At 74.4% G+C, this 25998-nt stretch carries 32 protein-coding genes and 1 pseudogene; 16 read left to right on the top strand and 17 right to left on the bottom strand.

Translation table 11 applies throughout. The features are described from left to right. Window positions 1-28 precede the first annotated feature (28 nt). Together J4709_RS44420 and J4709_RS44415 are read left to right on the top strand one after the other, a co-directional pair. Complete coding sequence (locus tag J4709_RS44420) at window positions 29-709, top strand: RNA polymerase sigma factor (RefSeq protein ID WP_208251325.1); 681 nt, start codon at window positions 29-31, stop codon at window positions 707-709. Further along, a complete protein-coding gene (locus tag J4709_RS44415) occupies window positions 706-1464 on the top strand; it encodes a hypothetical protein (protein WP_208251322.1) in 759 nt (252 codons plus the stop codon). Before J4709_RS44420 ends, J4709_RS44415 begins: the two co-directional genes overlap by 4 nt. Window positions 1465-1476: 12 nt before the next feature. Here the strand turns inward: J4709_RS44415 and J4709_RS44410 are convergent, their stop codons facing one another. Further along, window positions 1477-1881 carry a phosphoribosyl-AMP cyclohydrolase gene (locus tag J4709_RS44410; RefSeq protein ID WP_208251320.1) on the bottom strand — a complete coding sequence of 135 codons (405 nt, stop codon included), beginning with the start codon at window positions 1879-1881 and terminating at the stop codon, window positions 1477-1479. A 235-nt stretch (window positions 1882-2116) separates the two neighbouring features. Here J4709_RS44410 and J4709_RS44405 point away from each other — a divergent pair, with 235 nt between their 5' ends. The 3 genes from J4709_RS44405 (at window position 2117) to J4709_RS44395 (ending at window position 4087) form a co-directional block, all read left to right on the top strand. After that, window positions 2117-2542, top strand: coding sequence for an ATP-binding protein (locus J4709_RS44405; protein ID WP_208251318.1), 426 nt, complete (start codon window positions 2117-2119; stop codon window positions 2540-2542). A gap of 104 nt (window positions 2543-2646) precedes the next feature. Further along, complete coding sequence (locus J4709_RS44400; RefSeq protein WP_208251316.1) at window positions 2647-3474, top strand: ATP-grasp domain-containing protein; 828 nt, start codon at window positions 2647-2649, stop codon at window positions 3472-3474. 40 nt (window positions 3475-3514) lie between these two features. Further along, window positions 3515-4087, top strand: coding sequence for an NADPH-dependent FMN reductase (locus J4709_RS44395; RefSeq protein WP_208251314.1), 573 nt, complete (start codon window positions 3515-3517; stop codon window positions 4085-4087). A gap of 91 nt (window positions 4088-4178) precedes the next feature. Here J4709_RS44395 and J4709_RS44390 read toward each other — a convergent pair whose 3' ends face one another. The 3 genes from J4709_RS44390 to J4709_RS44380 all read right to left on the bottom strand — a co-directional run bounded on the left by J4709_RS44390 (window position 4179) and on the right by J4709_RS44380 (window position 7097). Then, window positions 4179-5528 carry an FAD-binding oxidoreductase gene (locus tag J4709_RS44390; RefSeq protein ID WP_208251312.1) on the bottom strand — a complete coding sequence of 450 codons (1350 nt, stop codon included), beginning with the start codon at window positions 5526-5528 and terminating at the stop codon, window positions 4179-4181. 108 nt (window positions 5529-5636) lie between these two features. Then, window positions 5637-6443: an SDR family NAD(P)-dependent oxidoreductase gene (locus J4709_RS44385; protein WP_208251310.1), complete on the bottom strand. Its 807-nt coding sequence runs from the start codon at window positions 6441-6443 to the stop codon at window positions 5637-5639. 87 nt (window positions 6444-6530) lie between these two features. After that, window positions 6531-7097, bottom strand: coding sequence for a CGNR zinc finger domain-containing protein (locus J4709_RS44380; protein ID WP_208251308.1), 567 nt, complete (start codon window positions 7095-7097; stop codon window positions 6531-6533). Between the two features lie 66 nt (window positions 7098-7163). Between J4709_RS44380 and J4709_RS54180 the strand changes: the two genes are divergently transcribed. Together J4709_RS54180 and J4709_RS44370 are read left to right on the top strand one after the other, a co-directional pair. Then, window positions 7164-7553 carry a carboxymuconolactone decarboxylase family protein gene (locus J4709_RS54180; protein WP_208251304.1) on the top strand — a complete coding sequence of 130 codons (390 nt, stop codon included), beginning with the start codon at window positions 7164-7166 and terminating at the stop codon, window positions 7551-7553. Beyond that, entirely contained in the window at window positions 7550-8434 is an 885-nt protein-coding gene (locus tag J4709_RS44370) for a phosphotriesterase family protein (RefSeq protein WP_208251302.1), read from the top strand. Before J4709_RS54180 ends, J4709_RS44370 begins: the two co-directional genes overlap by 4 nt. On the opposite strand, the gene J4709_RS44365 is transcribed toward J4709_RS44370, so the two are convergent. Genes J4709_RS44365 through J4709_RS44355 form a run of 3 tightly spaced genes read right to left on the bottom strand, consistent with a single transcriptional unit; the run spans window position 8406 to window position 9644 of the window. After that, complete coding sequence (locus J4709_RS44365) at window positions 8406-8609, bottom strand: hypothetical protein (RefSeq protein WP_208251301.1); 204 nt, start codon at window positions 8607-8609, stop codon at window positions 8406-8408. The two genes, J4709_RS44370 and J4709_RS44365, sit on opposite strands and share 29 nt — an antisense overlap. Window positions 8610-8637: 28 nt before the next feature. Continuing rightward, on the bottom strand, window positions 8638-9054 hold the full coding sequence (locus tag J4709_RS44360) for a GNAT family N-acetyltransferase (RefSeq protein ID WP_307802074.1): 417 nt from the start codon (window positions 9052-9054) through the stop codon (window positions 8638-8640). Further along, window positions 9051-9644: a TetR/AcrR family transcriptional regulator gene (locus J4709_RS44355; protein WP_208251299.1), complete on the bottom strand. Its 594-nt coding sequence runs from the start codon at window positions 9642-9644 to the stop codon at window positions 9051-9053. The genes J4709_RS44360 and J4709_RS44355 overlap by 4 nt, the downstream gene beginning before the upstream one ends. 106 nt (window positions 9645-9750) lie before the next feature. On the opposite strand from J4709_RS44355, the gene J4709_RS44350 reads away from it, so the two are divergent. Continuing rightward, entirely contained in the window at window positions 9751-9981 is a 231-nt protein-coding gene (locus J4709_RS44350; protein ID WP_208251298.1) for a hypothetical protein, read from the top strand. Between the two features lie 20 nt (window positions 9982-10001). Here J4709_RS44350 and J4709_RS44345 read toward each other — a convergent pair whose 3' ends face one another. Continuing rightward, complete coding sequence (locus J4709_RS44345) at window positions 10002-10721, bottom strand: ankyrin repeat domain-containing protein (RefSeq protein WP_208251296.1); 720 nt, start codon at window positions 10719-10721, stop codon at window positions 10002-10004. 141 nt (window positions 10722-10862) lie between these two features. On the opposite strand from J4709_RS44345, the gene J4709_RS44340 reads away from it, so the two are divergent. After that, entirely contained in the window at window positions 10863-11558 is a 696-nt protein-coding gene (locus J4709_RS44340; RefSeq protein ID WP_307802073.1) for a GntR family transcriptional regulator, read from the top strand. 8 nt (window positions 11559-11566) lie between these two features. Here J4709_RS44340 and J4709_RS44335 read toward each other — a convergent pair whose 3' ends face one another. The 3 genes from J4709_RS44335 to J4709_RS44325 are packed head-to-tail and all read right to left on the bottom strand — an operon-like array spanning window position 11567 to window position 14958. Further along, entirely contained in the window at window positions 11567-12844 is a 1278-nt protein-coding gene (locus J4709_RS44335; RefSeq protein WP_208251294.1) for an MFS transporter, read from the bottom strand. After that, complete coding sequence (locus tag J4709_RS44330; RefSeq protein ID WP_208251292.1) at window positions 12841-14034, bottom strand: amidohydrolase; 1194 nt, start codon at window positions 14032-14034, stop codon at window positions 12841-12843. Before J4709_RS44330 ends, J4709_RS44335 begins: the two co-directional genes overlap by 4 nt. 39 nt (window positions 14035-14073) lie before the next feature. Beyond that, on the bottom strand, window positions 14074-14958 hold the full coding sequence (locus J4709_RS44325; protein WP_232384995.1) for a LysR family transcriptional regulator: 885 nt from the start codon (window positions 14956-14958) through the stop codon (window positions 14074-14076). Between the two features lie 128 nt (window positions 14959-15086). Here J4709_RS44325 and J4709_RS44320 point away from each other — a divergent pair, with 128 nt between their 5' ends. Together J4709_RS44320 and J4709_RS44315 are read left to right on the top strand one after the other, a co-directional pair. Further along, complete coding sequence (locus J4709_RS44320; protein WP_208251287.1) at window positions 15087-15575, top strand: hypothetical protein; 489 nt, start codon at window positions 15087-15089, stop codon at window positions 15573-15575. Further along, window positions 15568-17187 carry a multicopper oxidase family protein gene (locus J4709_RS44315; RefSeq protein WP_208251285.1) on the top strand — a complete coding sequence of 540 codons (1620 nt, stop codon included), beginning with the start codon at window positions 15568-15570 and terminating at the stop codon, window positions 17185-17187. The genes J4709_RS44320 and J4709_RS44315 overlap by 8 nt, the downstream gene beginning before the upstream one ends. Here J4709_RS44315 and J4709_RS44310 read toward each other — a convergent pair whose 3' ends face one another. Next, on the bottom strand, window positions 17188-17637 hold the full coding sequence (locus J4709_RS44310) for a MarR family winged helix-turn-helix transcriptional regulator (RefSeq protein WP_208251282.1): 450 nt from the start codon (window positions 17635-17637) through the stop codon (window positions 17188-17190). Between the two features lie 86 nt (window positions 17638-17723). Here J4709_RS44310 and J4709_RS44305 point away from each other — a divergent pair, with 86 nt between their 5' ends. Continuing rightward, a complete protein-coding gene (locus tag J4709_RS44305) occupies window positions 17724-19133 on the top strand; it encodes an MFS transporter (RefSeq protein ID WP_208251281.1) in 1410 nt (469 codons plus the stop codon). Window positions 19134-19163: 30 nt separating this feature from the next. On the opposite strand, the gene J4709_RS44300 is transcribed toward J4709_RS44305, so the two are convergent. Next, the gene (locus J4709_RS44300) at window positions 19164-19961 is read right to left on the bottom strand and encodes an SDR family NAD(P)-dependent oxidoreductase (protein ID WP_232384994.1); all 798 of its coding nucleotides are present in this window, start codon (window positions 19959-19961) and stop codon (window positions 19164-19166) included. Window positions 19962-20084: 123 nt separating this feature from the next. Between J4709_RS44300 and J4709_RS44295 the strand changes: the two genes are divergently transcribed. Further along, window positions 20085-20714, top strand: a complete 630-nt coding sequence (locus J4709_RS44295) for a TetR family transcriptional regulator (RefSeq protein WP_208251279.1) — start codon at window positions 20085-20087, stop codon at window positions 20712-20714. Here the strand turns inward: J4709_RS44295 and J4709_RS44290 are convergent. Further along, window positions 20688-21725, bottom strand: coding sequence for a saccharopine dehydrogenase NADP-binding domain-containing protein (locus J4709_RS44290; protein WP_208251278.1), 1038 nt, complete (start codon window positions 21723-21725; stop codon window positions 20688-20690). The two genes, J4709_RS44295 and J4709_RS44290, sit on opposite strands and share 27 nt — an antisense overlap. Before the next feature lie 99 nt (window positions 21726-21824). On the opposite strand from J4709_RS44290, the gene J4709_RS44285 reads away from it, so the two are divergent. Continuing rightward, entirely contained in the window at window positions 21825-22742 is a 918-nt protein-coding gene (locus J4709_RS44285; RefSeq protein ID WP_208251275.1) for a helix-turn-helix domain-containing protein, read from the top strand. A gap of 14 nt (window positions 22743-22756) precedes the next feature. On the opposite strand, the gene J4709_RS44280 is transcribed toward J4709_RS44285, so the two are convergent. Further along, window positions 22757-23392, bottom strand: a complete 636-nt coding sequence (locus tag J4709_RS44280; RefSeq protein ID WP_208251273.1) for a TetR/AcrR family transcriptional regulator — start codon at window positions 23390-23392, stop codon at window positions 22757-22759. A 94-nt stretch (window positions 23393-23486) separates the two neighbouring features. On the opposite strand from J4709_RS44280, the gene J4709_RS44275 reads away from it, so the two are divergent. Both J4709_RS44275 and J4709_RS44270 read left to right on the top strand, forming a co-directional pair. Continuing rightward, the gene (locus J4709_RS44275; protein ID WP_208251270.1) at window positions 23487-24623 is read left to right on the top strand and encodes a serine hydrolase domain-containing protein; all 1137 of its coding nucleotides are present in this window, start codon (window positions 23487-23489) and stop codon (window positions 24621-24623) included. After that, window positions 24620-25069 carry a hypothetical protein gene (locus J4709_RS44270; protein ID WP_208251269.1) on the top strand — a complete coding sequence of 150 codons (450 nt, stop codon included), beginning with the start codon at window positions 24620-24622 and terminating at the stop codon, window positions 25067-25069. Before J4709_RS44275 ends, J4709_RS44270 begins: the two co-directional genes overlap by 4 nt. Window positions 25070-25177: 108 nt before the next feature. Here J4709_RS44270 and J4709_RS44265 read toward each other — a convergent pair whose 3' ends face one another. After that, window positions 25178-25681: an anthrone oxygenase family protein gene (locus tag J4709_RS44265; RefSeq protein WP_208251267.1), complete on the bottom strand. Its 504-nt coding sequence runs from the start codon at window positions 25679-25681 to the stop codon at window positions 25178-25180. Between the two features lie 30 nt (window positions 25682-25711). Continuing rightward, a pseudogene (locus tag J4709_RS44260) lies at window positions 25712-25998 on the bottom strand (NmrA family transcriptional regulator); the annotation flags it as partial.

Here is a 25998-nt window from a genome sequence, read left to right as displayed (position 1 = left end):
CACGCGAAATGCCTGCACAATGACGCAGATGGCACGAGTGCGGCGGGAGAGCGCGAGCGGCGGGGACGACCTCGACCGCGCTCTTCGCGCGGCCCAGGAGGGCGACGAGGAGTCCTTCCGCGTCCTCTACCGCGACGTGCAGCCGCGGCTGATCCGGTTCGCGGGCGCGCTCGTCGGCGCGGACGCCGAGGACGTCACGTCCGAGGCGTGGCTGCAGATCGCCCGTGACCTGCCCGCCTTCCGCGGCGACATCGACGGGTTCCGCGGCTGGACCGCCACGATCACCCGGCACCGCGCGCTGGACCACCTGCGCCGCCGGTCCCGCCGCCCGGCCGCCGACGCGCCCCCCGAGGAGCTGCTCACGCTCGCCGCGCCGGCCGACACCGAGACGCTCGCCCTCGACGGCATCGCCACCGAGGACGCGCTGCGGCTGATCGCCGGGCTGCCGCGCGACCAGGCCGAGGCGGTGCTGCTGCGCGTGGTGGTGGGGCTGGACGCGAGGTCGGCGGGCGAGGTGCTCGGCAAGCGGCCCGGCGCCGTCCGCACCGCCGCCCACCGGGGACTTCGCCGGCTCACCGAGCGGCTCGCGGGGCCCGCGGCGGGGCCGCAGGCGGGCGCCGCCGAGGCCGCTTCCGCGTCGCCGGCCGGTTCGCTGCCCGCCGCCGGGAGTGACAAAAGCGGCGGGCCGGGCGCTGAAGGGGTGAGATGAGCGACCACCAGCGAGCCGGACGGCTCGACCAGCGCACCGCCGAGCGGCTGCTCGGCGGGGCTCCGGCCGCCCCCGGGGACGGCCACGACGCGCTGCGCGCGCTGCTGTCGGCCGCGGCCGGCCCGGCGCGCCCGGGCGAGCTGCACGGCGAGGACGCCGCGGCCGCCGCGTTCCGGGCCGTCCAGGCGCGGCCCGCCCCGCGCCGGTCGCGCTGGGCCGCGCTGCCCCGCTACGCGACGGTCAAGGTCGCCGTGGTCGCGGTGACGCTCGCCGCGTTCGGCGGCGGCGTCGCGGTCGCGGCGAGCACCGGGCACCTGCCCGGGCGGTCGCCCTCGCCGTCGTCGTCGCACCACCACCGCTCGCCGGGCAAGACCTCGCACCGCGAGCACCGGCCGGCCCCGCCGCCGTCGTCCCCCGTCCCGCACACGTCCCCGGTGCAGCGCCCGACGCCGTCCAAGTCCCCTGAGGGGAGGCGCAAGCACGGCAAGGCGCACCCGCCCGGCCTGGACAAGGGCAACCCCCAGAAGGGCAAGAAGGCCCATCCGGACCGCGGCGACCAGCACGACGACAGCGCCCAGACCCACAAGGACGGCGGGCACGGCGAGTTCAACTTCAAGGCCCCGAACGTCACCAAGCCGGACGGCGGGAACGCGAACGGCGGCAAGCCGGACGCCGGCAAGCCCAACGGCGCCAAGCCGAAGGGCGGCACCGCGCCGCAGGGCAGGGACGCGGGACGCCGCTCCGGCGGGCGCTGAGCGGGCCGCCCGTCAGTCGTGGCGGAGGGCGCCCTCGCCGGCGATCGTCCGGTAGTAGCAGGTCGGACGCGCCTCGCCTGAGGCCGTCTTGGTGTGGCAGGCGCCGCCGGTCGTCCGGTTGACCAGGTACAGCAGCGAGTTCTGCTCGCAGTTCACGCGGACCTCGACCAGCTCCAGCACGTCGCCGGACGAGGCGCCCTTGCGCCACAGCTCGTTGCGCGACGTCGACCACAGCACGGCGATCCGCTCCTCCAGCGTCGCCTTCAGCGCCTGCTCGTTGGCGTAGCCGATGAACAGGACGTCCTTGCTCGCGGCGTCCTGCAGCACCACCGGCACGACCTCCGAGCCGGTCGCCGCGACCGCGCGGAGCTTGCCGAAGTCCAGTTCGAGCCGCGTTCCCTCTTCGAGTTCGTTCACCCCGCGATCCTCCCGGTGCCCGGACGCGACGGCAACCCGCTCGTCACTCTGCGCGTCGGGACCGGCACGCATCGTCGCATGTCCGCGCGGCGCATCTGCGGAAACCGCGAATGCGCGGCACCCGGCTTGTCATCGGAGGCGATTGTGCGGCCGGATCCGCGGACCCATGCTGGCGAGAGCACTCACCCGAGGGAGCGATTCGATGGCACGGGGTACTGTCCGGACACGCGGTCCCATGAGACTCCTCGGCACGACCAGCCTGCCCGGGGTCGCCCGGTCCGCTCCGGAGGCGCGCGCGTTCGTCCGCCGCGTCGCCCCGTACATCGACGCCGAGGCCCTCGCCGACATCGCCCTGTGCGTGGACGAGCTGGTCGCGAACGCGTGCGAGCACACGGCGTCCGGCCTGGGCGGGCGGGTGACGGTCATCGTCAGCGCGGCTGAGGGGATGCTGCGCGTCACCGTCCTGGACGACGGCGGTACCGCCGGTGCGCCGTGCGTGCGCGCCGACCCGTGCGACGAGGACGGCCGCGGGCTGTGGCTGGTCGACGCCCTGTCCACCGCATGGGGCTCGCATAGCGCGCTCGGCGGCACGGCGGTATGGGCGGAGTTCCGCGCGCCCGCCGGCTCCCACATCCCCTGCGGCCACCACCACCTGGCCTGACCCGCGCCCCGTCCGGCGGGTCATTGTCACTCCATATCCGGATGACGCGGGCTCATGGATGGCGGCATCCTTTGACGGTCCCCGGTCGGACGTGGAGGTCCGTTATGCCGACGCTCGTGCTGTCGCCCCGCTACTCCGAGGACTCGAAGGTGCTGCGCCTCGCCGCCGGGCGGGCCGGGTGGCGGGCGGAGCGGCTGGGCGGCTGGCGGGCTCCGGCGCGGCTGCGCGGGCGGGACGTGGCGCTCTACGGGGAGGCGACGTTCGTCGAGGTCATCGCGGCGCAGCTCGGGGTCGGGCTGATCGACGCGCCGCCGGGCTGGCTGCCGAACCTGCCGGAACGGCACCTCCACAGAAAAGTGGATATGTCGACATTGGTGGAGGTTCGCGAGTCGCTCGCCCGCCGGCCGGCCTTCGTCAAGCCGGCGGACGGCCGCAAGGGCTTCGAGGGCCGCGTCTACGGCTCGCCCGCCGACCTGCCTGACGCCGTCCCCGGCGACACCCCCGTCCTCGTCGGCGAACCGGTCGAGTGGGAGGTCGAGTACCGCTGCCACGTGCTGGACGGCGAGGTCGTCGCGATGTCGCCCTACCTGCGCGACGGCGAGCTGGCGCTCACCGGGGACGGCCGCTGGGAGGCGCCGTGGGACGCGGAGGCCCGCGAGTACGCCGGCGCGCTCCTCGCCGAGGTGCCCCTCGCGCCCGCGATCGTCGTGGACGTCGGCCTGGTGAAGGGCCGCGGCTGGGCCGTCGTCGAGGCGAACGCCGCCTGGGGCGCGGGCCTCTACGGCTGCGACCCGGCGGCCGTCCTGCGCGTCCTGGCCCGCGCGTGCGCGCCCGCGCCGTCCGACCGCGCCTGGACGACCGCGCCCCTCGACCTGGACGGCGACCCGGACGGCGACCTGGACGGCGACCCGGACGGCCGACCAGTCGGCTGACAGATGCCCGGCACGTTGGCCCGTTCCTAACGTCGAGGCCATGGAAAACACACCGCTCCGCGTCGCCGTCATCACCGCCAGCACCCGCGAGGGACGCTTCGGCCCGACCGTCACCGCCTGGTTCGCCGAGCAGGCCGCGCAGCGGGACGACCTCGTCCTCGACCTGGTGGACGTGGCGGACGCGCCGCCGCCGAGCCGGCTCGGCGCACCCGCGCCCGACGGTTTCGACGAGACCACCCGCAAGCTCCAGGCGGCCGACGCGTTCGTGGTCGTGGCCTGCGAGTACAACCACAGCTTCCCCGGCACGCTGAAGAACCTGATCGACACCCACTTCCACGAGTGGCGCGCCAAGCCGGTCGCGTTCGTGTCCTATGGCGGGGTTTCGGGCGGGCTGCGCTCCGTCGAGCACCTGCGCGGCGTCTTCGCCGAGCTGCACGCCGTCACGATGCGCGACACCGTCAGCTTCCACGCTCCGTGGAACGGGTTCGGCGCGGACGGCCGGCCCGTCGACGCGGACGGTGCGGGCACGGCGGCGAAGGGCATGCTCGATCAGCTCGCCTGGTGGGGGCACGCGCTGCGCGACGCCCGCTCCGTCCGTCCCTACGACGGCTGATGCGCCCGGGAACCCCCGTTCCGGCTGCCCGGAACGGAGGCGCGGGGCGTGAGGGCCCGGAGGGCGCGTCCGCCGTGCGGGGCCTCGCGTCTCAGGCGGGCGGGATGTTGTGGTTCAGCCGGAACAGGTTCGCCGGGTCGTACCGGGCCTTCAGCCCGGCGAGCCGCCGGTAGGTCTCCGGCTCGTAGGCGGCGCGGACCTGGTCGGGCGTCGCGTTGCCGCCGAACAGGAAGTTCAGCACCTGCCCGCGCGACCGCCCGGCGAGCAGCCCGCCGAACCGGCCGTGCAGCGCGTCGACGACGGGATCGGCGTCAGGGCCGAGCTTGGACAGCAGGCCGACCAGGTACCCGGCGTCGCGGTTGCCGACCGCGTTCGGGACGGCCGGCGGCTTCGCCATCGCCCCGCCGAGGTGCCGGATCTCCACGATCGTCCGGTCGGGCGCACCCGGGCCGGCGAGGGCGAGCAGGTCGCGGACGAGGTCGCCGGCCGGCTCGTCGACCGCGGCGTTCGTCGCCCGGTACGCCATCGGGACGGGCGGCTCGTTGTGGATCAGCCCGGAGTCGGTGTACGGCATCTCGCCGACCGTGTCGATGAGGCGCGGTCCGATCGCGCGCAGCGGCGCGATGAGGTGCTCGCCGTCCGCGGCGTCGCCGGTGTAGGCGATCCGGATGTGGGCGATATGGCGGCCGCGCAGCGGTTCCGGGAAGACCGGGACGTCCGGCACCGGCATCAGCGCGACGGACGACGTCATCTCGTCCGGGACGGTCCGCGTCCACTCCCGCCAGGCGTCCATCACCGCGGGGATCAGGCCGGCGTCGAAGTACAGGCCGCCGCCGAACAGCCGCGCGACCGGCAGCAGGCCGATCTCCAGGCCCGTGACCACGCCGAAGTTGGCGCGGCCGCCGAGCAGCGCCCAGAACAGGTCCGGGTCGGTGTCCGGTGTGACGTGCCGGAGCTCCGCGTCCGCGGTGACCACGTCGATCGACCGGACGTGGTCCGCCGCGAACCCGTACCGCCGCGACATCAGGCCGACGCCGCCGCCGAGCGTGTAGGACACCGCGCCGACGCCGGGCGACGACCCGCTCAGCGGCGCGAGCCCGTGCGGCGCGGCCGCCGCGACGACCTGCGCCCACCGGACGCCGGCCTCGATCCGGGCCGTCCGCGCCTCCGGGTCGATCTCCACGCCGGTCGTCTTCCGGGTGGCGATCAGCAGCCCGCCGTCGGCGGGGAGCGGGAGCCCGTGGCCGGTGTTCTGCACGGCGACGGGCAGGCCGTGCGCGGCGGCGTGCTCGACGGCGGCGCGCACGTCCTCGACGTCCTCGGCCACGACGATCACCGCGGGACGGTGCGGGCTCGCGGTCTGGAAGCCGGTCCGCTCCGCGTCGTAGCCGTCGTCGCCCGGCTCGAACACCGCTCCCCGTACCGTCCCGTACGCGCTCATCGTGGCCCCCTTCGCGTCTTCGCCGTTCGCTCACCACCCATCCTGGTCACCGGCTGTCCATACGTCAAAGAGATGGATCTTATGAACTCAAGCAGGATTGCTTATGGCTCAGAGTTCCTTGAGGAAGCCCGAGTCGACCACGACCTCCGCGCCCGTCGTGCTCGCGGACCGCGGCGAGGCCAGCAGCGCCACCGCGTCCGCGACCTCCTGCGGCTCGGCCATCCGGCCGGTGGTCAGGCTCATCATCTGCGCGGCGCCGCCGTTCAGGACCGCGTCCCGGTCCGAGCCGGTGGCCTGCGCGATGACGTCCGCCGCGCCGCCCTCCTCGGTCCACCACGCCGTCCGGACCGGGCCGGGCGACACCGTGTTCACCCGGATCCCCTGCGGCCCGAACTCCTCCGACAGGCCCTTCGCCAGGTTGGTCAGCGCCGCCTTCGCCGCGTTGTAGTCGAAGTTCATCGGCCCCGGGCGGCGCCCGTTCACCGACGACACGTTGACGACCGCCGCCGCGTCGCTCTCCAGCAGGTGCGGGATCGCCGCCCGGACGGCCCGGACCACCGCGATCACGTTGAACTCGAACGTGTCCGCCCAGTCGCCGTCCGTCAGCGACCCGAACCCGAACCGGGGCATCACCGCGCCGGGCGGCGGGCCGCCCGCGTTGTTGACCAGGATGTCCAGCCGCCCGAACGCCTCGACGGCCTGCTCGACGGCGAGGCCCGGCGCGGCCGGGTCCATCAGGTCGGCGGCGACGTGCACCAGGTTCGGCCCGGCGAGCGCGTCGAGCTCCGGCCCGGGCTTGCGGGACACGGCGACCACGCGGGCGCCCTCGTCCAGCAGCGTCCGCACGACCGCCAGCCCGATGCCCTTGGAGGCGCCGGTGACGACCGCCACCCGTCCGCTGAGCTGCAGGTCCATGGGGTTCCCCTTTCGTGAGCGCGCACGCCGCCACGGCGTGCAACGCCCCCATGAACCCCGCCCCGCGGGCCCCGGTTGCACCCGCGGCTATCCGCCTTCCGCGCCCCGGCGCGCCCGCAGCGCACGGACGCGCCCGCGGCTGGCGCACGCGGGCGACGGGCACCAGCGGCGCCGGTCCGCGGGATCGGCGAACACGCCGCGGCAGTCGTCCTCGGGGCAGACCTTCAGGAAGGCCCGCTCGGGACCGGTCAGCTGGTCGGCGGCCTGGCGCGCGATCCGGCCGAGCGCGGCGCCGCCGTCGTCCGGGGCGGCCCGGACGAGGCGTCCGTCCACGGCGAGGACGACGGGGTCCGCGGCCGCCGCCAGGAAGCCGGCGAGCTCCTGGACGTCGCCGCCGGCCGGGGCCTCGCCGTCGACGGTCGCCAGCGCGATCGGGCGCAGCACCTCGCGCAGCCACCGGGCCCGTTCGAGCTCGGCGGGCCCCACGGGGCGGACCGGGGCCAGCTCGCAGGCCTCGAGCCAGCGCGCGAACCGCGGTACGTCGGGGATCCGCTCGACCGGCCGCGCGCCGAACGCCCGGCCCTTCGTGGCCAGCAGGTTCAGCCAGGTCGCGCCGCAGTCGAGCCGGAACGCCGCCGGATCGTTCGTTGCCATGGCCCGATTGTAACGCCCTGCCCGTTACGCTAGCGTGTAACGCCTGACCCGTTACAAGGAGCGCCCGTGGACCTCACCGAAGCCACCCTCGACCGTGCCGAAGGCCACCGCCTGCTGGACGTCCTGCAGGACGAGACCACCCGGCAGGCCACGTTCCCCGCGCTGGAGGACCTCGCGCCGGGCTTCGCCGACTGGGTCGTCACCAGCCTGTTCGGCGGCACCTACCAGCGCCCCGGCCTGTCCCTGCGCGACCGCCAGCTGCTCAACCTCGCCGCGCTCACCACGCTCGGCGGCGTCGACCCGCAGCTCACCGGGCACGTCCGGACCTGCGTGCGGCTCGGCATGACCCGCGAGGAGATCATCGAGACGTTCGTCCACCTCGCGCCGTACGTCGGCGTTCCGAAGGCGCTCGCCGGACTGCGCGTCGCCGCCGCGGCCCTGGCCGAAGCCCGGTGAGGGTCCGGACCGTCCTCGGCGACGTCGCCTCCGCCGACCTGGGTGTCTGCGACGCCCACGACCACCTGTTCCTCCGCACACCGCGGCTGCCGGGCCGGGAACTCGACGACCCGGCGCACGCCGCCGCCCGCCTCCGGGCCTTCGCCGGCCTCGGCGGCCGGACCATCGCCCACTGGACCCCCTACGGCCTCGGCCGCCGCACGAAGGAACTGGCCGAACTGTCCGCCGCCACCGGCGTCCACATCATCGCCGCGACGGGCCTCCACCAGGCCGTCCACTACGACCCCGGCCTCCTCGCCCGGATCCGCCCCGGCCTCGCCGCGCTCTTCCACCGCGAGCTCACCGACGGGCCCGCTGGGATGATCAAGGTGGCGGGCGGCTTCCACGGCCTCGACGAGCACGCCCGGCACACCATGGCCGCCGCCGCCGAGGCGTCCAACGCCACGGGCGCCCCCATCGGCGTCCACCTGGAGGAGGGCACCGCGGCCCTCGACGTCCTCGACCTGCTCTGCGGGTCCCTCGGCGTCCCGCCGGACCGGGTGATCCTCAGCCACCTCAACCGCTCGCCCGACCCCTGGATCCACCGCCGGGCCGCCGAAGCGGGCGCCTACCTGTGCTTCGACGGCCCGTCCCGCGCGCACCACGCCACCGACTGGCGCCTGTTCGACGTCCTGGCGGCCCTCGCCGAGGCCGGGCACACCGACCGTGTCCTCATGGGCGGCGACACCACGACGCCCGACACCCCCGGCATGCCGCACCTGCTCCGCGTCCTCCGCCCCCGCGTGGAGGCCCAGCTCGGCCGGGGCGTCGCCACCGCGATCTTCGAGACCAACCCCGCGCGGGCGCTCGCGTTCAGCGGCAGGGCCGGAGGAAGTCCGTGAGGTCGGCGGGGAACAGCGCGACGGCCGTCGGGACGTCCACGCGCTCCACCCTCTGCGTCAGCCCCGCGGCGTACTCGTCGTACGGACGGAACAACGTCGAGATCGTGCGCGTGAACCAGTAGAGCGACGCCTGCGTGAGGACGAAGTCGTCGCTGAACCGCGGTGACGTCGCCATAGGACGCCGGGCTCGCGACCGCGCAGGTCTAGCCGCTCGCGGAAGGGAGATGGACCAGCCCGGCCTCCGTGGGACGGAAGCCGCAGGCGTCGAAGTAGAACCGCCGCAGGTGCGGCTCGAAGTCGACATGGAGCCATTCGCAGCCCGCCGCCCGCGCGTGCTCCGCCGCCAGCCGGACGACCGCCGTGCCGATGCCGCGGTGCTGGTACGAGCCGCGCGTCTTGGTGTCGATCAGGAAGGCGTGGTCGCCGCCGTCCCACGCCACGTTCACGAATCCGACGAGGGTCCCGGCGGCGTCGCGGGCGCTCACCCAGCCGAGGCTGTGCCGGTGGATCCTGTCCCACCAGCCGGCGACGGCGTCCCCGCCGTGCGACCGGACGAGGTCGACCATCTCGGCGTCGGTGATCGGGTCGCGCCAGGCGTAGGTGATCTGTCCGGCGGTCACTGCGCCGGGTCCCCGAGGACGCGGACGAGGCGGACGAGCGCGGCGCGCTGGCCGTCCGGGTCGTCGTTGAGGGCGGGCATCAGCATGCGGCGCAGCTGGGGGGTGGCGAACCACCAGCCGGCCAGGACGATGACGGCGTACAGCAGCTCCTGGGGGGCGAGCCGGACGTCCAGGTTCCCGGCCGCCTGCGCCGCGGTCAGGGCGGCGATCTTCTCGGCGTAGTGCGCGGTCCGCTCGGCCTCGGCCGCGACGGGCTCGCCTTCGGCGGTGTGGAGGCCCTCCCAGTGCAGCAGCCGGACGAAGTGCGGGTGCGCGCGGTGGTAGTCGAACACGCGTCCGGCGTACTCGCCCAGGTCGGAGGCGACCTGCTCGTCCAGCGGGACGGCTTCGGCGAGGCGCTCCAGCTCGGCGGTCAGCACGATCGCGAACAGCTGCCGCTTGTTGCCGAAGTAGGAGTAGATCCGCTCCTTGTTCACCCCGGCGGTCGCGGCGATGCGGTCCATGCGGGCCGCCTCGGGCCCGTGGGCGGCGTACTCGCCGACCGCGGCGTCGAGGATGAGCCGCCTTGTCCTCTCGGTGTCCCATGCCATGACCCGAGCATACGGCGGAAATCCAACTGATGGGTTGGAATCCGGCCGCGGATGTGGCAAACTCCAACTCACGAGTTGGAGTTTCGCCGAACCGCGAGGAGACGTCATGACCCCGTCCGCACTGCCCTCGGTCCACCTGCGCGCCGCGTTCACCTGGCTGGCCGTCTACGTCATGATCATGGCCACGCAGATCCTGCTGGGCCCCCTGCTGGGCTCGCTGTCGCTGCCCGTCCGGACGCTCGTGGTGACCGGCGTCGTCGTGCCCACCGTCGTGTACGCGCTCGTCCCCGCGATCCTGCGGACCTACGCCGCGCTGCGCCGCCGCGCGGCCCGGTGACGCCCCGCGCCCTGGGCGCCTCAGGACGCCTGGTCGATCGCCTTGACGATGTCCTGGTAGCCGCGCTGGGCCGCCAGGTCGCGGGGCAGGACGCCCTGCCCGTCGCGGATCGACGGGTCGGCGCCCGCGGCCAGGAGCAGCCCGACCACCGTCACGTGGTCCCGGTCCCCGTTCCCCAGGACGATGGCCTCGTGCAGGGCGGTCCAGGAGAGATCGTTGACGTGGTTCACGGGCACGCCGGCCTTCAGCAGGATCCGGACGGTCTCGACGTGCGCGTGCTCGCCGGCGGGGATGAGCGCCGTCCCGCCGTAGCGGTTGGTGCTCTTCACGTCCGCGCCGTGCGCGAGGGTCAGCCGGAGGATGTCGTTGAGGCCCTCTGCGCCGGCGTAGAGGAACGCGGAGTCCTGGATGCCGTCCTTGGCGTTGGGGTCGGCTCCGGCGTCGAGGAGCAGACGGGCCATGTCCGTCTTGCGCGCCTTGGTGGCGGCGACCAGGGGCGTACGGCCGTCGCCGTCCCGCACCTCCAGGTCCGCGCCCGCCTTCACGGCCGCGGCCGCGGCGGAGGTGTCGCCGCGCGCGACGGCGGCGGCGAGCTTCGCGGTCGCGTCCGCATGTGTGCCGGTCGTGCGTGCGGGCGCCGACGCGGAACGCGACGGCCCGCCCTCCGCCGAGGCGGGCTCTGAGGCCGAGCAGGACGCCGACATCGCCGCGACGCCCGCGAGGAGCCCGGCGGTGATCATGATGAAGCCTCTCCTGGACCTGGGCCGCGGCGTCCGGCGCGGCGGGATACGGTCTGCCACAACGGCTCCGTTCTTCGCTGACGGATAGAATGGGATACCAAAATCCCGTTTGGTATACCAAACGCCGCTGAGGAGGATTTCGTGCCCGAGGACGGCGCGCGGGCCGGCGCGCAGGGCGGTGGCGAGGCCGAATCGGCGCGGGTGGCCCGGCTGATCCGCGACGACATCCTCGACGGCGTCCGCCCGCCGGGCAGCCGGCTCGTCGAGCGCGATCTCGCGGCCGAGCTCGGGGTGAGCCGGGTGCCGGTGCGCGACGCGCTGAAGACGCTCGTCTCCGAAGGGCTCGTCACGCTGCGCCCGCGCACGTGGGCGGTCGTCCGCGAGTTCACGCCGAGCGACATCGCCGACCTCAACGAGGTGCGGTCGGCGCTGGAGGTGCTGACGTTCAAGCTGGCGGCGCAGCGCCACACCCGTCCCGGGCTGGCGCGGTTGCGCGCCGCGCTGGACGCCGAGCTGGCCGCCGCCCGTTCCGGCGAGGCCGTGGCCGCGCGCCGCGCCGCCGCCGACTTCCACGAGTGCGTCACCGAACTGGCGGGCAACCAGCTGCTCGACGAGCTGGAGCTCGTCCTGCGCAGCCGCATGCGCTGGCTGCTCGGGCAGCACGACGACCTGCTGCGCGTCGCCGAGGAGCACGAGCGGCTGTACGAGGCGCTCGCGCGGCGCGACACCGCCGAGGTCGAGGAGCTGGCGCTGCGCCACCTGGAGACCGGACGCCGCCTGCACGACGGTCGCCGCCTGCACGACGAGGCCCGCGCCGCCCGTGACGACGCGGGCTGAGCCCCAGGTCAGCCGGGCTTCCGGCCGCTGAAGGCCAGCAGCGCCGGGACGCGCGCCGCGAGCACCGCCAGCGCGGCGATGAGGATCAGCGCGGCGCCGAAGACGGTCCGCGCCACCCCCGCCCGCTCCGCGATCGCACCGAGCACGAGCGTCGCGACCGGCATGATGCCGATGGCGAGTTCCTGCAGTCCCAGCGCCCGGCCGTGCACGGACGGCTCGGTCGTCATCAGCAGCAGCGTCGTCTGCAGCACCCCGAACGCCGCGCTGCTCAGCCCGATCAACCCCATCAGGACCAGCGACAGCGGCACCGAGCGCGACAGCGCGAACAGCGCCCAGAACCCGGCCCAGACCGCCGTGCCGACGACGAACACGCCGCCCTTGCACCGGAAGTCGCCCAGGCCCGCGATGACCAGCGAACCGACCAGGCCGCCGACGCCGCAGCAGGTCAGGAGCGCGCCGAGGCCCGCGGCGTCCAGCCCCAGCGACTCGTCGGCGAACACCGGCATGAACGACTGGTACACCGGCCACAGCAGCGTGTTCGCCGCGAGCGTCACCAGCAGCACCGCCACCGCGAGCCGGTTGCGTCCGATGCTCCGGAACCCGCCCGCGACCATCGCCGACACCGACTGCGCCCCGTCCCGCACGACCGTCCCGTAGCCGCGCAGGGGCAGGAGCAGCAGGAGCGAGACGCCGTACCAGGCCGTCGACACCCACAGCGCGGCCGGCGCGCCGATCGCCGCGATCAGCGCGCCGCCGAGCCCGGGGCCGATCACCTGCGTCATGTTCATCGCCATGGAGTTCAGCGCGTTGGCGGTGGACAGGTTCTCCCGGCCGACCAGCTCCAGGACCAGCGAGGCGCGGGCCGGCTGCGACGGCGACTGGGCGAACCCGATGGCGAGCCCGCCCGCGACGACGCCCCAGTACGGCAGCAGGCCCGCCGTCGCCAGCGACGCCACCACGGCGAGCGCGCCGGTGGCCCACCCGCAGGCGACGATCAGCAGCCGCACCCGGTTGTGCCGGTCGGCGAACGCGCCCGCCACCGGGCCGAGGAACATCGGCGCGAGCCGGGCCGCGGTGAACACCGCGACGAGGAACTCCGAGTGCGTCGCCTCGAACGCCAGCCATCCGAGCACCAGCGACTGCGTCCACACGCCGCCGAAGAAGAACACGTTGGACAGCCACAGCCGCCGGAACGGCCGGTTGCCCCGCAGGGAGGCCAGCGCGGCGCGCAGGCCCGGCCCGCCGCCGGCCGCCCCCGCCGGCGCCGCCGGGGGAGCCGAGGTCAAAGCAGGACGTCCCCGTCGCGGGCGACGACCCGGCCGCCCGCGATCACGAGCGCGCGCCGGGGCGCGCGCACGAGCGCGTCGGGGACGTTCTCCGCGTCGATGAGCACCAGGTCGGCTGGGGCGCCGGTGGCCAGATCGTGCAGGTCGCGGTGGACGAACGGGCTCGCCTGCGAGGACGCCAGCGCGACCGCGGCCGTCAGGTCCTCGTCGGTGCGCGCCCCGTGCAGGCGCGCGAAGCCGAGCGCGATGCCGAGCATGTCGCCGTCGCCGAACGGCGACCACAGGTCGCGGATGCCGTCGGTGCCGAGCCCGATCCCGATGCCGCGGGCCGCCATCTCCCGCCACGGCAGCGGGGCCGTCGCGGGCGGCGCGACCGTCGCCCACGAGATCCCGGCCTCGGCGAACCGGTCGAGCAGTTCGAGCCGCCGCGGCTCGGGCAGCTCCCCGAGCGCGAACCCGTGCGAGATCGTCACCCGCCCTTGCAGGCCCGCGCGCAGCGTCCGGTCGATGATGAGCTCGAACTGGAACGCGCCGAGCTCTCCCCTGTCGTGCAGGTGGATGTCGAGCCCGACGCCGCGGCGCTCGGCGATCGCGAACAGGCCGTCGAGCTGCGCGACCGGGTCGCGGTCGATGCCGGCCGGGTCGATGCCGCCGATGCCCGCCGCGCCGGCGGCCGCCGCCGCGTCCAGCAGGTCGAGCACGCCCGGACGGCGCATCACGCCGTCCTGCGGGAACGCCACGATCTCCACGTCGACGGCGCCGCCGAGGCGGTCCGCGGCCTCGCGCACCGCCTCGATGCCGCGCAGGCCGACGCCGAGGTCGACGTCCACGTGCGTGCGCGTCGCCGTCGTGCCGTGCCGGAGGAACTCGCGCAGCACCGCGGTGGCGCCGTCGGCGCTCGGCAGCCGGAGCCGTCCCCGCTCGGCCCGCTCGTGGGCGATCCGTCCCCGCGTGGTCGGCTCGCCGCCGTACGGCACCCACGGCAGGCCCCACCAGCTCTTGTCCACATGCGCGTGGGCGTTGACGAACCCCGGCAGCGCCAGGAGCCCGCGCCCGTCGACGCTCTCGCCGCCGGTCCCCGGCTCGGCGGGCGAGGCGGGGCGCACCTCCCGGATCCGCGTGCCGTCGATGATGACGTCCGCGGCCGCGCCGCCCCAGGGGCGCACATTCCGCACGATCGCAACAGTCATACCGAATGGTATACCAAACGCCCCGGGCGGGCGTGCCGGTCAGCGACGCTCCCGCGGTGCACCGCCCGGCCAGTCCCAGTCGCGGATCGCGGTGTGCATCAGGCGGGCGGCGGGCGAGAGCCGGCGGCCCGCGCCCCAGTACAGGGTGAGCGTGCGGCGGCAGTCGGGGCTGTCGACGGTGATCCACGAGACGGGGGCCATCGAGGCCGAGGCGCGGGCGAGGGCCGGGACGAGGCTGATGCCGAGCCCCGCGATGATCAGCTCGGCGATGGCGCCCACCTCGTCGCCCTCGCAGACGATCTTCGGGACGAGGCCGCGCGCGGCGAACAGCCGGTCGATGAGCCGGCGCTGCCAGTGCCCCCGGTGGGCGGCGATGAACGGCCGGCCGGCCAGCTCGTCGACGCTCACCGAGGTGCGGCCCGCCAGCGGATGGTCGAGGGGCGTGGCCAGCCACACCTCCTCGTCGAGCAGCTCGGCCGACTCCAGGCCGTCGGCCGGGATCGGCTGCGAGGCGACGCAGAGGTCGACCTCCTGGGCGTGCAGGCTGCGGGCCATGTCCGCGGCGGGCCTCTGGTGCAGCTCGACCTCGACATCGGGATGCGCCCGTTTGTAGGCCGCGAGCGGCCCGGTGAAGGTGAGGAAGGTCTCCGACGCCAGCCGGACGGTGCCGAATCCCTCGCCGGCGGCCTCCGCGACGGCCCGACGGCCCGCTTCCAGCTCGCCGAGGCCGCGTTCGACGTGCTCGCGGAACAGCCGCCCGGTGTCGTTCAGCCGGAGCCGCCCGGCCCGGTCGAACAGCGGCGTGCCGAGCTCGCCCTCCAGCCGCGCGATGGTGCGGCTCAGCGACGGCTGGGCAATGCGCAGCTCGTCGGCCGCGCGGCTGAGGTGCTCCAGCCGCGCCACCACGAGGAACTGCCTGAGCATGTTCAGGTCCATCGGCCCATGCCTCGCGAATCATAACGTCATAGCAATATTGATCTTAGACAGGATAACTCTCCCGTCATAGCGTCGTGATGCCCGCCGAACCGAGAGAGAACGAGGAGGGCCGCCCCATGGCCACCGCGGCCGACGAGATCCGCCCCGCGCCGCCGGCCCGGCCCGATGCCGCGCCCCGGACGAGACCCTCCGCCTGGGTCCTCCGGGCCGTCGTCAGCGCGCACGTCGTCGCGATCTCCGGGCAGCCGGTGTTCGCCGGCGTGTTCCTGAGCGGCGACTACGACGGGCTGCGCCTGCACCTGGCCGGCGCGAACATCACCACGTCCATCGGCTACGTCCAGCTGATCGTGGCCATCGCGGTCTGGGTCCGGCTGCGCCGGCCCGGGCCGTTCCTCGGCACGCTCGCGCTGGTCGCGGCGGAGACCGTCCAGTACTTCGCCGGGATGGACGGCGCGCTGTGGCTGCACCTGCCGCTGGGCGTGGCGACCATCGCCGCGCTCGCCGTGCAGTTCGTCGGCGTATGGCGCCGCCCCCTCGAACGGCGACCGGAGACCCCGCGGCCCGCGGCGGCGGCCCCGGAGCGGCAGGAGGACGACGATGAGTGAACACGCCGACGACCGGCCCGCCCGCGCCCGCGACCTGGCCAGACGCCACGTCCTGAGCGCCGGCGGAGCGCTCGGGCTGGTGGCGTTCACCGGCCTCACGACCGCGCACGCCCTCGCCCGCCGGCCGCCCCGCACCGGCGCCGCGCTGCGCAGCGAGGTGCCGCTGCCGCCCCCGTTCCAGGTGCCGCTGCCGGTCCCGTCCGTCCTGAAGCCGGTCGGCACGGCGGGCGGCATCGACCGGTACGAGATCACCCAGCGCGAGACGACCGCGGAGATCCTGCCCGGTACGCGGACGCCGCTGTGGACGTACGACGGCACCTTCCCGGGCCCGACGATCGAGTCGCGCCGCGGGCGGCCCGTCACCGTGCGGCACCGCAACGAGCTGCCGGTCCCGACCGTCGTCCACCTGCACGGCGGGCGGACCCCGGCGGCGTCCGACGGCTACCCGACCGACCTCGTCCTGCCGAAAGCATGGCCTGGCGGCGCCCACGGCATGCACATGAGCGGGATGCCCTCGATGCACGACCCGAGGGCCGCCGAGACCAGGCTCGTGCGCGACTACACGTTCCCCCTGGACCAGCGGCCGACGCTGCTCTGGTACCACGACCACCGGATGGACTTCACCGCCCCCGCGATCTGGCGGGGCCTCGCCGGCCTGCACATCGTCCGCGACGACGCCGAGGACGCGCTCGGCCTGCCCGCAGGGGACCGCGAGCTGCCCCTCATGATCACCGACCGGGCGTTCGGCGCCGGCGGCCGCCTGCGCTACCCGGCCCTCGACCCCTCCCTGCGCGAGCGGCCCGGCGTCCAGGAGCCCTACCTCGCGGGCGTCCTCGGCGACGTGATCCTGGTCAACGGCGCGCCGTGGCCCGTGCACGAGGTCGACGCCGCCCGGTACCGGCTGCGCGTCCTGAACGCCTCGAACGCCCGGCACTACGACCTCGAAGCGGTCACCGACGACGGGCGCCGGCTCGACCTCGTCCAGGTCGGCGCCGACCAGGGGCTGCTCGCGGCGCCGGTCGTCCACCGGTCGCTGCCGATCGCGCCGGCCGAGCGCTACGACCTGGTCATCGACTTCGCGCGCGTGCCGGTCGGCGGCCGGGTCCGGGTCGTCAACCGGCTCGGCTCCGGCCGCACCCGCGACGTGATGGCGTTCCGCGTCGCGCGCAAGGCGCGGGACGGCAGCCGCGTCCCGCGCGTGCTGTCGTCCGACGTGCCGGTGTGGCGCCGGTCCGAGGCCGTCCGGGTGCGCGACTTCTCGTTCCGCGCCGGCCGGATGGACGGCGGCCACGGCTGGCTGATCGGCGGCAGGGCGTTCGACCCGGCGCGCACCGACGTCACCGTCCGGCTCGGCGACGTGGAGGTGTGGCGGCTGGTCGCCGACGTCCACCACCCCGTCCACCTGCACCTGGTCGGCTTCCGGGTGCTGTCGCGCGACGGCGGGCCGCCGCTGCCGCACGACGCGGGCCTCAAGGACACCGTGTCGCTGCGCCCCGGCGAGGCGGTGGAGATCATCACCCGCTTCGACGGATACCGCGGCCGGTACCTCTTCCACTGCCACAACGCCGAGCACGAGGACATGGGGATGATGGCGAACCTCGAGGTCGTCTGATCACCCTCCGGCGCGGCGGCGCTTGGCGTCGACGTTGCCGGTCAGGGCGCCGAGGAGGGCGGGCAGTCCGTCCACCGTCGCGGCGGGCAGGCCGGCCACGGTCTCCTCCGCCAGGGCGCACCACAGCTCCTTGACCCGGTCGGCCAGGGCCCGGCCGGCGTCGGTGAGCTCGACGACGGTGGCGCGCTGGTCGTCCGGCGCGGGCGTGCGGCTGACGTGTCCGGCGGCTTCGAGCTTGCGGGCCATGAGCGTGATGCTGGGCCGCTCGACGCCGAGCGCCTCGCTGAGCCCGGCCTGGATCATCGGGCCGGTGCGGGCGAGTTCGAGCAGCAGCGCCTCCTGGCCGGGATGCAGGCCGAGCGGGGCCAGGAGTTCGGCGGTCCGGGCCCGGTGGCGCAGGCTCAGCAGGCGGATGGCCTGGTTGAGGGCGTCGGCTCGGTCGAAGTCCACGGGCGCTCCTTGACAGGTTAGTTATGCGGATAACTATTATGCGAATAACGTTATCCGCATAACTAAATCCTAGTCGAGGAGCCCGCATGACCGCGAAGAGCGCCGTCGCCCGCGACGGCACGACCGGCACCCCGGCGCCCGCCGGCACCAGACCCGCCTGGCTCGTCCTGGCGCTGGCGTGCGCCGGCCAGTTCATGGTGATCCTGGACTCGTCCATCGTGAACGTCGCCCTGCCGTCGGTCGACCGGGACCTCGGCTTCCCGCCCGCCGGCCTGGCCTGGGTGGTGAACGGCTACCTGCTCGCCTTCGCCGGGTTCATGCTGCTCGGCGGGCGCGCCGCCGACCTGTACGGGCACCGCCGGACGCTGGCCACCGGGCTGGTGCTGTTCTCCGCGTCGAGCCTGGCCGGCGGCCTGGCGACGGTCCCCGCGGTCCTCGTCGCGGCCCGCGTCGCGCAGGGCATGGGCGCCGCCCTGCTGGCCCCCGCCACGCTGGCCGTGATCAACACCGGCTTCGCCGCGGGCCGCGAGCGCGCCCGCGCGTTCGGCGCCTGGTCCGCCGCCGGCGGCGTCGGCGGCACCGCCGGAGCCGTCGCGGGCGGCGCCCTCACCTCCGGCCTGTCCTGGCGTTGGGTGTTCCTGATCAACGTGCCGATCGGCGCCGTGCTGGTCGGGGTCGCGCTGGTGGCGCTGCCCGGCGCGCGCACCGGCCGCCGGGAGCCGCTCGACCTCGCCGGCGCCGCCACCGGGACCGCCGGCCTGGCCGCGCTGATCTACGGGGTCATGCAGGGCACCGACCACGGCTGGACGTCCCCGCAGGTCCTCGGGCCGGCCGCCGGCGGCGTGCTCCTGCTCGCCGCCTTCGTCCTGGTGGAGGCGCAGTTCGCCGCCCGGCCGACGATGCCGCTCCGGCTGCTGCGCGTCCGCGGCGTGGCCGCCGGCAACGGCATGCTGCTGATCTTCGGCGGGATCGCCATCGCGATGTGGTACTTCACCGCGCTGTTCCTGCAGGACGTCCTCGGCTACGGCGCGCTCCAGGCCGGGCTCGGCCAGACCCCCGCCGCGGTGACGTTCGTGCTCACCGCGCGGCAGGCCGCCGGGCTCCTGCCGCGCGCGGGCGTGCGGCCCCTGATCACGGCCGGCGCCGCCTGCTTCGTGGCGGGTTTCGGCTGGCTTTCCCAGGCCGGCGCCGGCAGCGCCTACCTCACCGGCGTCCTCGGGCCCACGCTCCTCATCGCGGCCGGCATCGGGCTGACCTTCCCCACCCTCATGGCGGCGACGACCGCAGGCGTGCCCGAGGACGACGCGGGCGCCATCGGCGGCCTCGCCCAGACCGCGAGCCAGGTCGGCGGATCGGTCGGCCTGGCCGTGCTCACCACCGCCGCCGGCAGCGCGACGAGGGCCGCCGGCTACGAGCGGGTCTTCCTCATCGCCGCCGGGCTCGCCCTGGCCCTCGCCCTGACCGGCCTGCTCCTCCCGCACGGGAGGCGCGGCTGAGGGTCCGGCCGCGCGCCCGTGGCCGGACGGTCAGAAGTGGGTGCCGCCGTCGATGCGGACCTCGGTCCCGGTGATGAACGCACCGTCCGCCGACGCGAGCATCGCGACGACGCCCGCCACCGCCTCCGGACCGGCGAACCCCTTACCGAGCGCCGGCGCGAGCTTCATGAACAGGCTCATGTCGGCGTCCTCGGGCAGGCCCGGGCCCTGGCTCTGCCGGCTCTCCCCCGACCCGTCCGTCATGCCGGACGAGATCGAGCCGGGCTGGACGGCCGTGAACCGGATGCCCTGCTTGGCGTACTCGGAGGCCAGCGCGTGCGTCATCGACTGGATGCCGCCCTTGCTCGCCGCGTAGGCCGCCATGTAGGGGTGCGCGAACATCGCGGAGGTCGAGCTGAAGTTGACCACCGCCGGCGCGTTCCCCTCCAGCAGCGCGGGGATCGTCTCGCGGATCATCAGGAAGGTGCCGGTCAGGTTGACGGTGATCACCTTGGTGAAGTCGGCGAGGGACGTCTCGTGGGTGTGCGAGGAGCGCAGGATGCCGGCCGCGTTGACCAGCACGTCCAGGCCGCCGAGGGTCGACAGCGCCGCGGCGACGGCGGCGCGCACGGACGCCTCGTCCGAGATGTCCACGACGACCGTGCTCAGGCGCCCGGCGTCGGCGCCGGCCTTGGCGACGGTGTCCTTGAGGCCCGCCTCGCTCACGTCCGCGGCGACGACGTCGCCGCCCTCCGCGAGGATGCGCAGCACGGTGGCCTGGCCGATGCCCGAGCCGCCGCCGGTGACGAGTGCCCGACGTCCGCTGTAGCGGTCCATGTCGTCTCCCATGTCCGTGGTGTGGAGAGCGGGCCCGGTCGGGGCCCCTTTATGTCCACGATACGTCAAGGTGGCACATTTTGTCAGTGTGACTCATCATGCCTTCCTGTCCCTGCCGGACGTAGGATTCCCTCCATGGACCAGGACGGGACGCCCCGCTCGCTGACCGAGCGCCGCAAGGCCGCGACGCAACTCGACATCGCCCGCGCGGCGGCGGAGCTGTTCGCCGACAAGGGCCCCGATGCCACCACCGCCGAGGAGATCGCCGGCCGCGCCGGCGTCGCGCTGCGCACCTTCTACCGGTACTTCCGCAACAAGCAGGACGCGGTCGGGCCGCTGCTGTCGACCGGCGGCGACCGCTGGCGCGCGCTGCTCGCCGAGACCGACCCGGACATGGGGCTCGCCCGGGCCCTGGAATCCGCGGCCGTCGCATCCCTGTCCGCGGGCGACGGCACGGCCGAGGAAGGGCTGCGCTGGACGCGCGGCCTGCTGCGCGCCGCCCAGGACGACCCCGCCCTGCGGGCCGTCTGGTGCCAGGTGAACGCCGACTCGGAGGAGAAACTGCTCCCCGTGCTCGGCCGGCTGGCCGGCCCGGACGCCGACCCGCTGGAGATCCGCCTCGTCGCCGCCGCGGCCACCAGCGCGATCCGCGTCTCGCTGGAAGCCTGGGCGACGACGGAGCCCACCGAGTCCCCCGCCGAACTGGTCGTGCGCTGCCTCCGCGAACTGACGGGCGGCCTAAGCCTCCTGGCCTCCCAGCGCTGACCCGCGGACGCTGATGTGCGGGGACAGCGCGCGGAGGAAGCCCGGCGCGTCGAAGACCTCGCCCGCTGACACGACCCCGACGGCCCTCGTCCGCCCGGTGAGGATGCGGTCGACCGCCTCCACCACGAGCGGCGCGGTCACGGCGTAGATGTCCCGGCCGCTCGCCACGGCGCGCCGCTCCTCGCCGCCCGCGCGCACGACGACGTCGACGACGAAGGTCTGGTCGGACCTGCCCAGTTCGTCGGACGCGGCCGGCGCCGGCGTCTCCGGATCCGACAGGTCCCTGGCCGCCTCCACCGTCATGTACGTGCGCACCTCGGGAATCGGCAGGTGGCTGGGCACGGTGACGACGTCCGCCATCGTGAACTCGCCGATGACCGGCCGGATCCCCATCGGCTCCGGGAACTCCCACTTCAGCGCCGGCGGGGCGTCGTCGCGGTACTCCAGCCGCCCGTTCGCGTAGCGAACGCGGCGGCCGTCCCGGCGCCGGTGCGAGACCGCGCCCGCGGCGCGCGTCCCGGGCGTGGGATGCCAGCCGCTCAGCCCGTACGCGACGTGCGCCTCATCGGCCGCCGTCCAGTCGCCCATCGCGGCCGTGACCAGCAGGTCGCCGAGGCCGCCGTAGAACGCCATCGCGGGCACGACCATCGCTCCCGCCGCCCGGGCCCGATCCGCGAAGCGGGCGAACGTGTCGAGGTTGGCCTCGATCTCGGCCGCCACGTCCACGTACGGGATCCCGGCGCGGAGCGCCGCCTCGACCACGGGCGCCGCCGTCGCGGCGAACGGCCCGGCGGAGTTGACCACGGCGGCCGCACCGGCCAGCGCGCGATCCAGTGACGCGGGGTCGTCCACCGACGCCGGACGCGCCTCCAGCCCCGATTCGCGCGCCATCGCGTCCAGCTTGCCCGCGTCGCGCCCGGACAGGACCGGAACGAACCCGCGCTCCCGCAGCCCCGCCACCACGAACCGCCCCGTGTGCCCGTACGCCCCGAACACAACCACCCTGGCCATGCGCTTCTCCCGTGCTCGAACCCGCCGTCGCGAACATCCTGGCGACGGCGGGCGCTCCGCACGAGCGTCCGGAACGCCATCATCCATACAATTCCGGCCATGGACACGGTCGCGCTGGCCGTCACCGACGGGATGCTGCACTTCGAGCTGTCGCTGGCGCACGAGATCTTCGACGCCGCCCCCGGCTACGACCTCACCGTCTGCGGCCCGGGCCCCGTCCGCGTGGGCCGGTTCCTGCTCGAACCCGACCACGGCCTCGACCGGCTGCGGGACGCCGGCACCGTGATCGTCCCGGGCTGGGACGTCGACATCGATCCCCCCGACGACCTGGTCGACGCGGTGCGCGCCGCGTACGAGGCGGGCGCGCGCGTCGCCTCCCTCTGCACCGGCGCGTTCGTCCTGGCCGCCGCCGGCCTGCTGGACGGCGAACGCGCCACCACCCACTGGATCCACGCCGATGCCCTGGCCGACCGCCACCCGCTGGTGAACGTGGACCCGGACGTCCTCTACGTGGACAACGGCCGCGTCCTCACCTCCGCCGGCAAGGCCGCCGCCGTGGACCTGTGCCTGCATCTCGTCCGCCTCGACCACGGCTCCGCCGTCGCGAACGCCGTCGCCCGCCGGCTCGTCGTCGCGCCGCACCGGGACGGCGGCCAGGCCCAGTTCGTCACCGCCCCCGTCCCCGCCCCGTCCGACCATCCGATCGCCGGGCTCCTGCGCTGGGCGGTCGAACGGCTGGACCGCCCGCTGACCGTGGACGACCTGGCCCGCCAGGCGCGGATGAGCCCCCGCAACCTCGGCCGCCACTTCCGGTCGGTGACCGGCACGACCCCGCTGCAATGGCTGCTGTCCCAGCGGATCCGGCACGCCCAGGAACTGCTGGAGACCACCGACGACGGCATCGACGCCATCGCCGCGGCCACCGGCATGGGCACCGCCACCACCCTGCGCCGCCACTTCAACCGCACCGTCGGCGTCCCGCCCGACACCTACCGCCGCACCTTCCGCGCGACCTGACGGGCGGTCGGGCCTCAGCGGGCTTCGTGCCGTTCGGCCCGGTCGCGGATCCCGCTCAGCACGGTGTCGAGCAGGCGGTCGAACTCCGCCGGGGACCCGAAGTCGGCCTGCAGCGGCGCGAGGGCGGCCATCACCGGGTGGTCGGCGGCGTCGATCGCGGGTCCGGCGGGGTCGCCGCTGAGGACCGCCAGCAGGTAGCCGTTGAGGAAGGCGAACAGCGCCATCGGCGCGTCCGCGGTCACCCGGTCGGGCAGTCCGGCGTCGCGCATCGCGGCGACCAGGCGCTCCAGCGCGGCCAGCGCCACCGGCGAGCCCTGCGGGCGCAGGGCCAGCAGCGGGAACACGCGGGGATGCCGGTAGGCCATCCGCCGGTAGTCGTGCGCCGTCCGGCGGGCGACCTGCTCCCAGCCGCCGGTCACCTCCTCCGCGCCGGCCGCCATCTCGGCGATCACCGCCTCGGAGACCGCGTCCAGCAGCGCCGCCTTGCCCTTGATGTGGTGGTAGATCGACATCGGGTCGACGCCGAGGTCGTCGGCGAGCCGCCGCACCCCGAAGCGGTCCAGGCCGTCGCGGTCGACGAGCGCGACGGCGGCGGCCGCGATGCGCGCCCGGTCGAGCCCCGCCGAGGTGCCCCGTGTGCGTCCGGTCACGTCTGTTCCTCCTCCTTGCCAAACCTACGCCGTAGAACTTACTGTTCGATCGCAACCTACAGCGTAGGTTTACGAGATCTGAGAGGACGCACGCATGGAGAAGCCGTTGGACACGGCGGAGCTGGACGCCGCCCTGGAGAACGTCCACCGCGCCGGAATGCCGGGCCTGATCGCCGAGGTGCGCGACGGCGACCAGATCTGGCGCGGCGCCGCCGGGGTCGCCGACGTCGCCAGCGGCCGCCCGATGACCACCGGCATGCGGCACCGGGTCGGCAGCATCACCAAGACCTTCACCGCCGCCGCGGTCCTGCAGCAGGTCGAAGCCGGACGGATCGGCCTCGACACGCCGATCGGCCGCTACCTCCCGGACCTCGTCCCCGGCGAGCGCGGCGACGCCATCACCGTCCGGATGCTCATCAACCACACCAGCGGCCTCGCGGAGTACCTGCCCTACGCCTACCCCTCCCTCAAGGGGTTCCCCGTACCGGCCGCCACCGGGCCGCAGAGCCTGGACGACCACCGGTTCACGACGTTCCACCGCCGCGAACTGATCGAGATGGGCGTCGGCGCACCCGCCTCCGGCCCGCCCGGCGCCACACCGGGGGTGTACTCCAACACCAACTACCTGCTCCTGGGCGAACTCCTGGAGCACATCACCGGCATGACGGCCGAGAAGTGCATCACCCGGAACGTCATCGAGCGCGCCGGGCTCCGCGACACCGAACTCCCTGCCGAACCGCGCATCGACGGGCCGCACTCGCGGATGTACGAGTCGTGGTTCGGCATGATCGACCCGCCGCGCGACTACAGCGTCTTCGACATGTCCTGGGTGACGCCCGCGGCCTCGCTGGTGTCGACCGTCGCGGACCTCAACCGCTTCTTCGGCCTGCTGCTCGCCGGCGAGATCGTGAGCCGGTCGTCGCTGGAGCAGATGCGGCGCACCGTCCCGGTCATCTCCCAGGAGCGCAAGACGATCGACTACGGCCTCGGCCTGTACCCGATGGAGCCCGCGGACCCGGACGGCTTCTGGGGGCACGGCGGCTCGGCCTGGGGCGCCGGCGCCCTCGCCATGATCCGCGCGGACGGCAAGCGGCAGATGGCGGTCGCGGTGAACCTGCAGAGGTGGCACACCCTCGACGCCACGGGCAAACCGCAGCCCCACCCCATCGACGACGCGCTCAAGGCCCTCTACCAGGCGGCGATGGACCTCAAGACGGGAGCGCCGCAATGACCACCGAACGGCGACGCGGCGCGGTCCTGGCGACGATGGCCGTCGGGCTCGTCCTGACCGTCATGGCGGCCGTCTACCCGTTCGTCGACCGCGCCACCACGCACCTGCTCGCCGACCACATTCGGGCCGGCTATCCCACCTACACCGAGGCGCGGATCGACACTGCCGTCACCACCTACCTGATCCTGCTGGCGGTCATCGGAGCGCTCGGCGCCGTCGCCTGGCTCGCGACGATCCGGGCCGTCAAGGCGGGCAGGCGATGGGCCCGCCCCACCGCGACCGCCATGTTCGTGCTCGGCCTGTGCACGGGCCTGATCGCCCTGCTCACCAAGGACACCTCCGGCCAGACCGGCCTGGCACCCGCCCTCGGCTGGCTCGGCATGGCCCCCTGCCTAGCGGGACTCGCCGCCGTGACCCTCCTCTGGACCCGCCCCCGCCCCGCATGACCGGCTCGCGCTCCTCTCACCGCGCCGCGGTGACCGGACGGGCGGACAACGGGCGCGGCCCGCGCTCGGCAGGTGAGCGCGGGCCGTGGGTCGGGCGGGGTGCGGTGGTCAGCTGGTCTTGCCCCACAGGTAGGCGCCGGCGCCCATCGCGAGCAGGCTGATCCAGGAGAACACGGCGCGGACGGTGTTCCAGGCGGTCCAGCGGCCGGAGTAGTCCGACCAGATCTTGGCGGCCTCGGCGGCGTTCTTGGGGATGTGGACGGCGTCCAGGTCGTTGTTCATCGGGATGTTCACCGCGAAGCTGGGGAACAGCGCGCCGAGCACGTAGACCGCGGCGGCGGCCAGGAACAGGATTCCGGCGGCTTTGTGGTGCATGGTCATCAGCAGCACGCCGGTGATGGCGGCGAGCACGGGCAGCAGCATGAACATGCCGACGAACAGCGGGTTCTGGATGCGCTGGTTGATGGTCTGCATGGCATCGATCGCCGAGGCCGGCCGGGCGCCGTTCAGGCCCGGCATCACCCCGGTGGAGAACCCGAAGAACGTCCCGGCCATGCCGGCGGCCATGATGATCGAAAGGGTGGCGGACGCGGCCGCGATAGAGAATTTCATGTGCTCGTCCAATCGTCTTCCCGAAGAGGTTCAGGCGTTCCAGATGCCGGTGGCGGCGGTCTCGCGGGCGTAGAGGGCGAAGTCGCGGGCCTCGCGGCCCAGAGCGCGGTGGACGCCGTCGGCGGGTTCGGCGTTGCGGCCGTCCAGCACCGTGGTGAACAGGTAGGTCAGCAGGCCGACCACCTCGCCTGGCAGGCCGTGCTCGCGCAGCGCCGCCGCGTAGTCTTCGGCGCCGACCTGGATGTAGGTGATCTCGCGGCCGGCGGCGCGGCCGATCTCGGCGACCGCGTCGGCGAAGGTCAGCGCGCGGGGGCCGG

It is taken from the genome of Actinomadura violacea (assembly GCF_017573465.1).
Lineage (GTDB): Bacteria > Actinomycetota > Actinomycetes > Streptosporangiales > Streptosporangiaceae > Spirillospora > Spirillospora violacea.
Note: the sequence above shows the minus strand (reverse complement) of the source record. Positions and strands in the feature narration are given on the sequence as shown.

Excerpts from the sequence above, each read along its gene's own strand:
- J4709_RS44400 (WP_208251316.1), top strand. The coding sequence starts at position 2,647 with ATGCCGACGCTCGTGCTGTCGCCCCGCTACTCCGAGGACTCGAAGGTG.
- J4709_RS44270 (WP_208251269.1), top strand. The coding sequence starts at position 24,620 with ATGACCACCGAACGGCGACGCGGCGCGGTCCTGGCGACGATGGCCGTC.
- J4709_RS44265 (WP_208251267.1), bottom strand. The coding sequence starts at position 25,681 with ATGAAATTCTCTATCGCGGCCGCGTCCGCCACCCTTTCGATCATCATG.
- J4709_RS44350 (WP_208251298.1), top strand. The coding sequence starts at position 9,751 with ATGACCCCGTCCGCACTGCCCTCGGTCCACCTGCGCGCCGCGTTCACC.
- J4709_RS44330 (WP_208251292.1), bottom strand. The coding sequence starts at position 14,034 with ATGACTGTTGCGATCGTGCGGAATGTGCGCCCCTGGGGCGGCGCGGCC.
- J4709_RS44415 (WP_208251322.1), top strand. The coding sequence starts at position 706 with ATGAGCGACCACCAGCGAGCCGGACGGCTCGACCAGCGCACCGCCGAG.
- J4709_RS44390 (WP_208251312.1), bottom strand. The coding sequence starts at position 5,528 with ATGAGCGCGTACGGGACGGTACGGGGAGCGGTGTTCGAGCCGGGCGAC.
- J4709_RS44275 (WP_208251270.1), top strand. The coding sequence starts at position 23,487 with ATGGAGAAGCCGTTGGACACGGCGGAGCTGGACGCCGCCCTGGAGAAC.
- J4709_RS44355 (WP_208251299.1), bottom strand. The coding sequence starts at position 9,644 with ATGGCATGGGACACCGAGAGGACAAGGCGGCTCATCCTCGACGCCGCG.
- J4709_RS44345 (WP_208251296.1), bottom strand. The coding sequence starts at position 10,721 with ATGATCACCGCCGGGCTCCTCGCGGGCGTCGCGGCGATGTCGGCGTCC.
- J4709_RS44365 (WP_208251301.1), bottom strand. The coding sequence starts at position 8,609 with ATGGCGACGTCACCGCGGTTCAGCGACGACTTCGTCCTCACGCAGGCG.
- J4709_RS44395 (WP_208251314.1), top strand. The coding sequence starts at position 3,515 with ATGGAAAACACACCGCTCCGCGTCGCCGTCATCACCGCCAGCACCCGC.
- J4709_RS44380 (WP_208251308.1), bottom strand. The coding sequence starts at position 7,097 with ATGGCAACGAACGATCCGGCGGCGTTCCGGCTCGACTGCGGCGCGACC.
- J4709_RS44300 (WP_232384994.1), bottom strand. The coding sequence starts at position 19,961 with ATGGGAGACGACATGGACCGCTACAGCGGACGTCGGGCACTCGTCACC.
- J4709_RS44320 (WP_208251287.1), top strand. The coding sequence starts at position 15,087 with ATGGCCACCGCGGCCGACGAGATCCGCCCCGCGCCGCCGGCCCGGCCC.
- J4709_RS44295 (WP_208251279.1), top strand. The coding sequence starts at position 20,085 with ATGGACCAGGACGGGACGCCCCGCTCGCTGACCGAGCGCCGCAAGGCC.
- J4709_RS44290 (WP_208251278.1), bottom strand. The coding sequence starts at position 21,725 with ATGGCCAGGGTGGTTGTGTTCGGGGCGTACGGGCACACGGGGCGGTTC.
- J4709_RS44420 (WP_208251325.1), top strand. The coding sequence starts at position 29 with ATGGCACGAGTGCGGCGGGAGAGCGCGAGCGGCGGGGACGACCTCGAC.
- J4709_RS44385 (WP_208251310.1), bottom strand. The coding sequence starts at position 6,443 with ATGGACCTGCAGCTCAGCGGACGGGTGGCGGTCGTCACCGGCGCCTCC.
- J4709_RS44315 (WP_208251285.1), top strand. The coding sequence starts at position 15,568 with ATGAGTGAACACGCCGACGACCGGCCCGCCCGCGCCCGCGACCTGGCC.
- J4709_RS44405 (WP_208251318.1), top strand. The coding sequence starts at position 2,117 with ATGAGACTCCTCGGCACGACCAGCCTGCCCGGGGTCGCCCGGTCCGCT.
- J4709_RS44305 (WP_208251281.1), top strand. The coding sequence starts at position 17,724 with ATGACCGCGAAGAGCGCCGTCGCCCGCGACGGCACGACCGGCACCCCG.
- J4709_RS44285 (WP_208251275.1), top strand. The coding sequence starts at position 21,825 with ATGGACACGGTCGCGCTGGCCGTCACCGACGGGATGCTGCACTTCGAG.
- J4709_RS44325 (WP_232384995.1), bottom strand. The coding sequence starts at position 14,958 with ATGCTCAGGCAGTTCCTCGTGGTGGCGCGGCTGGAGCACCTCAGCCGC.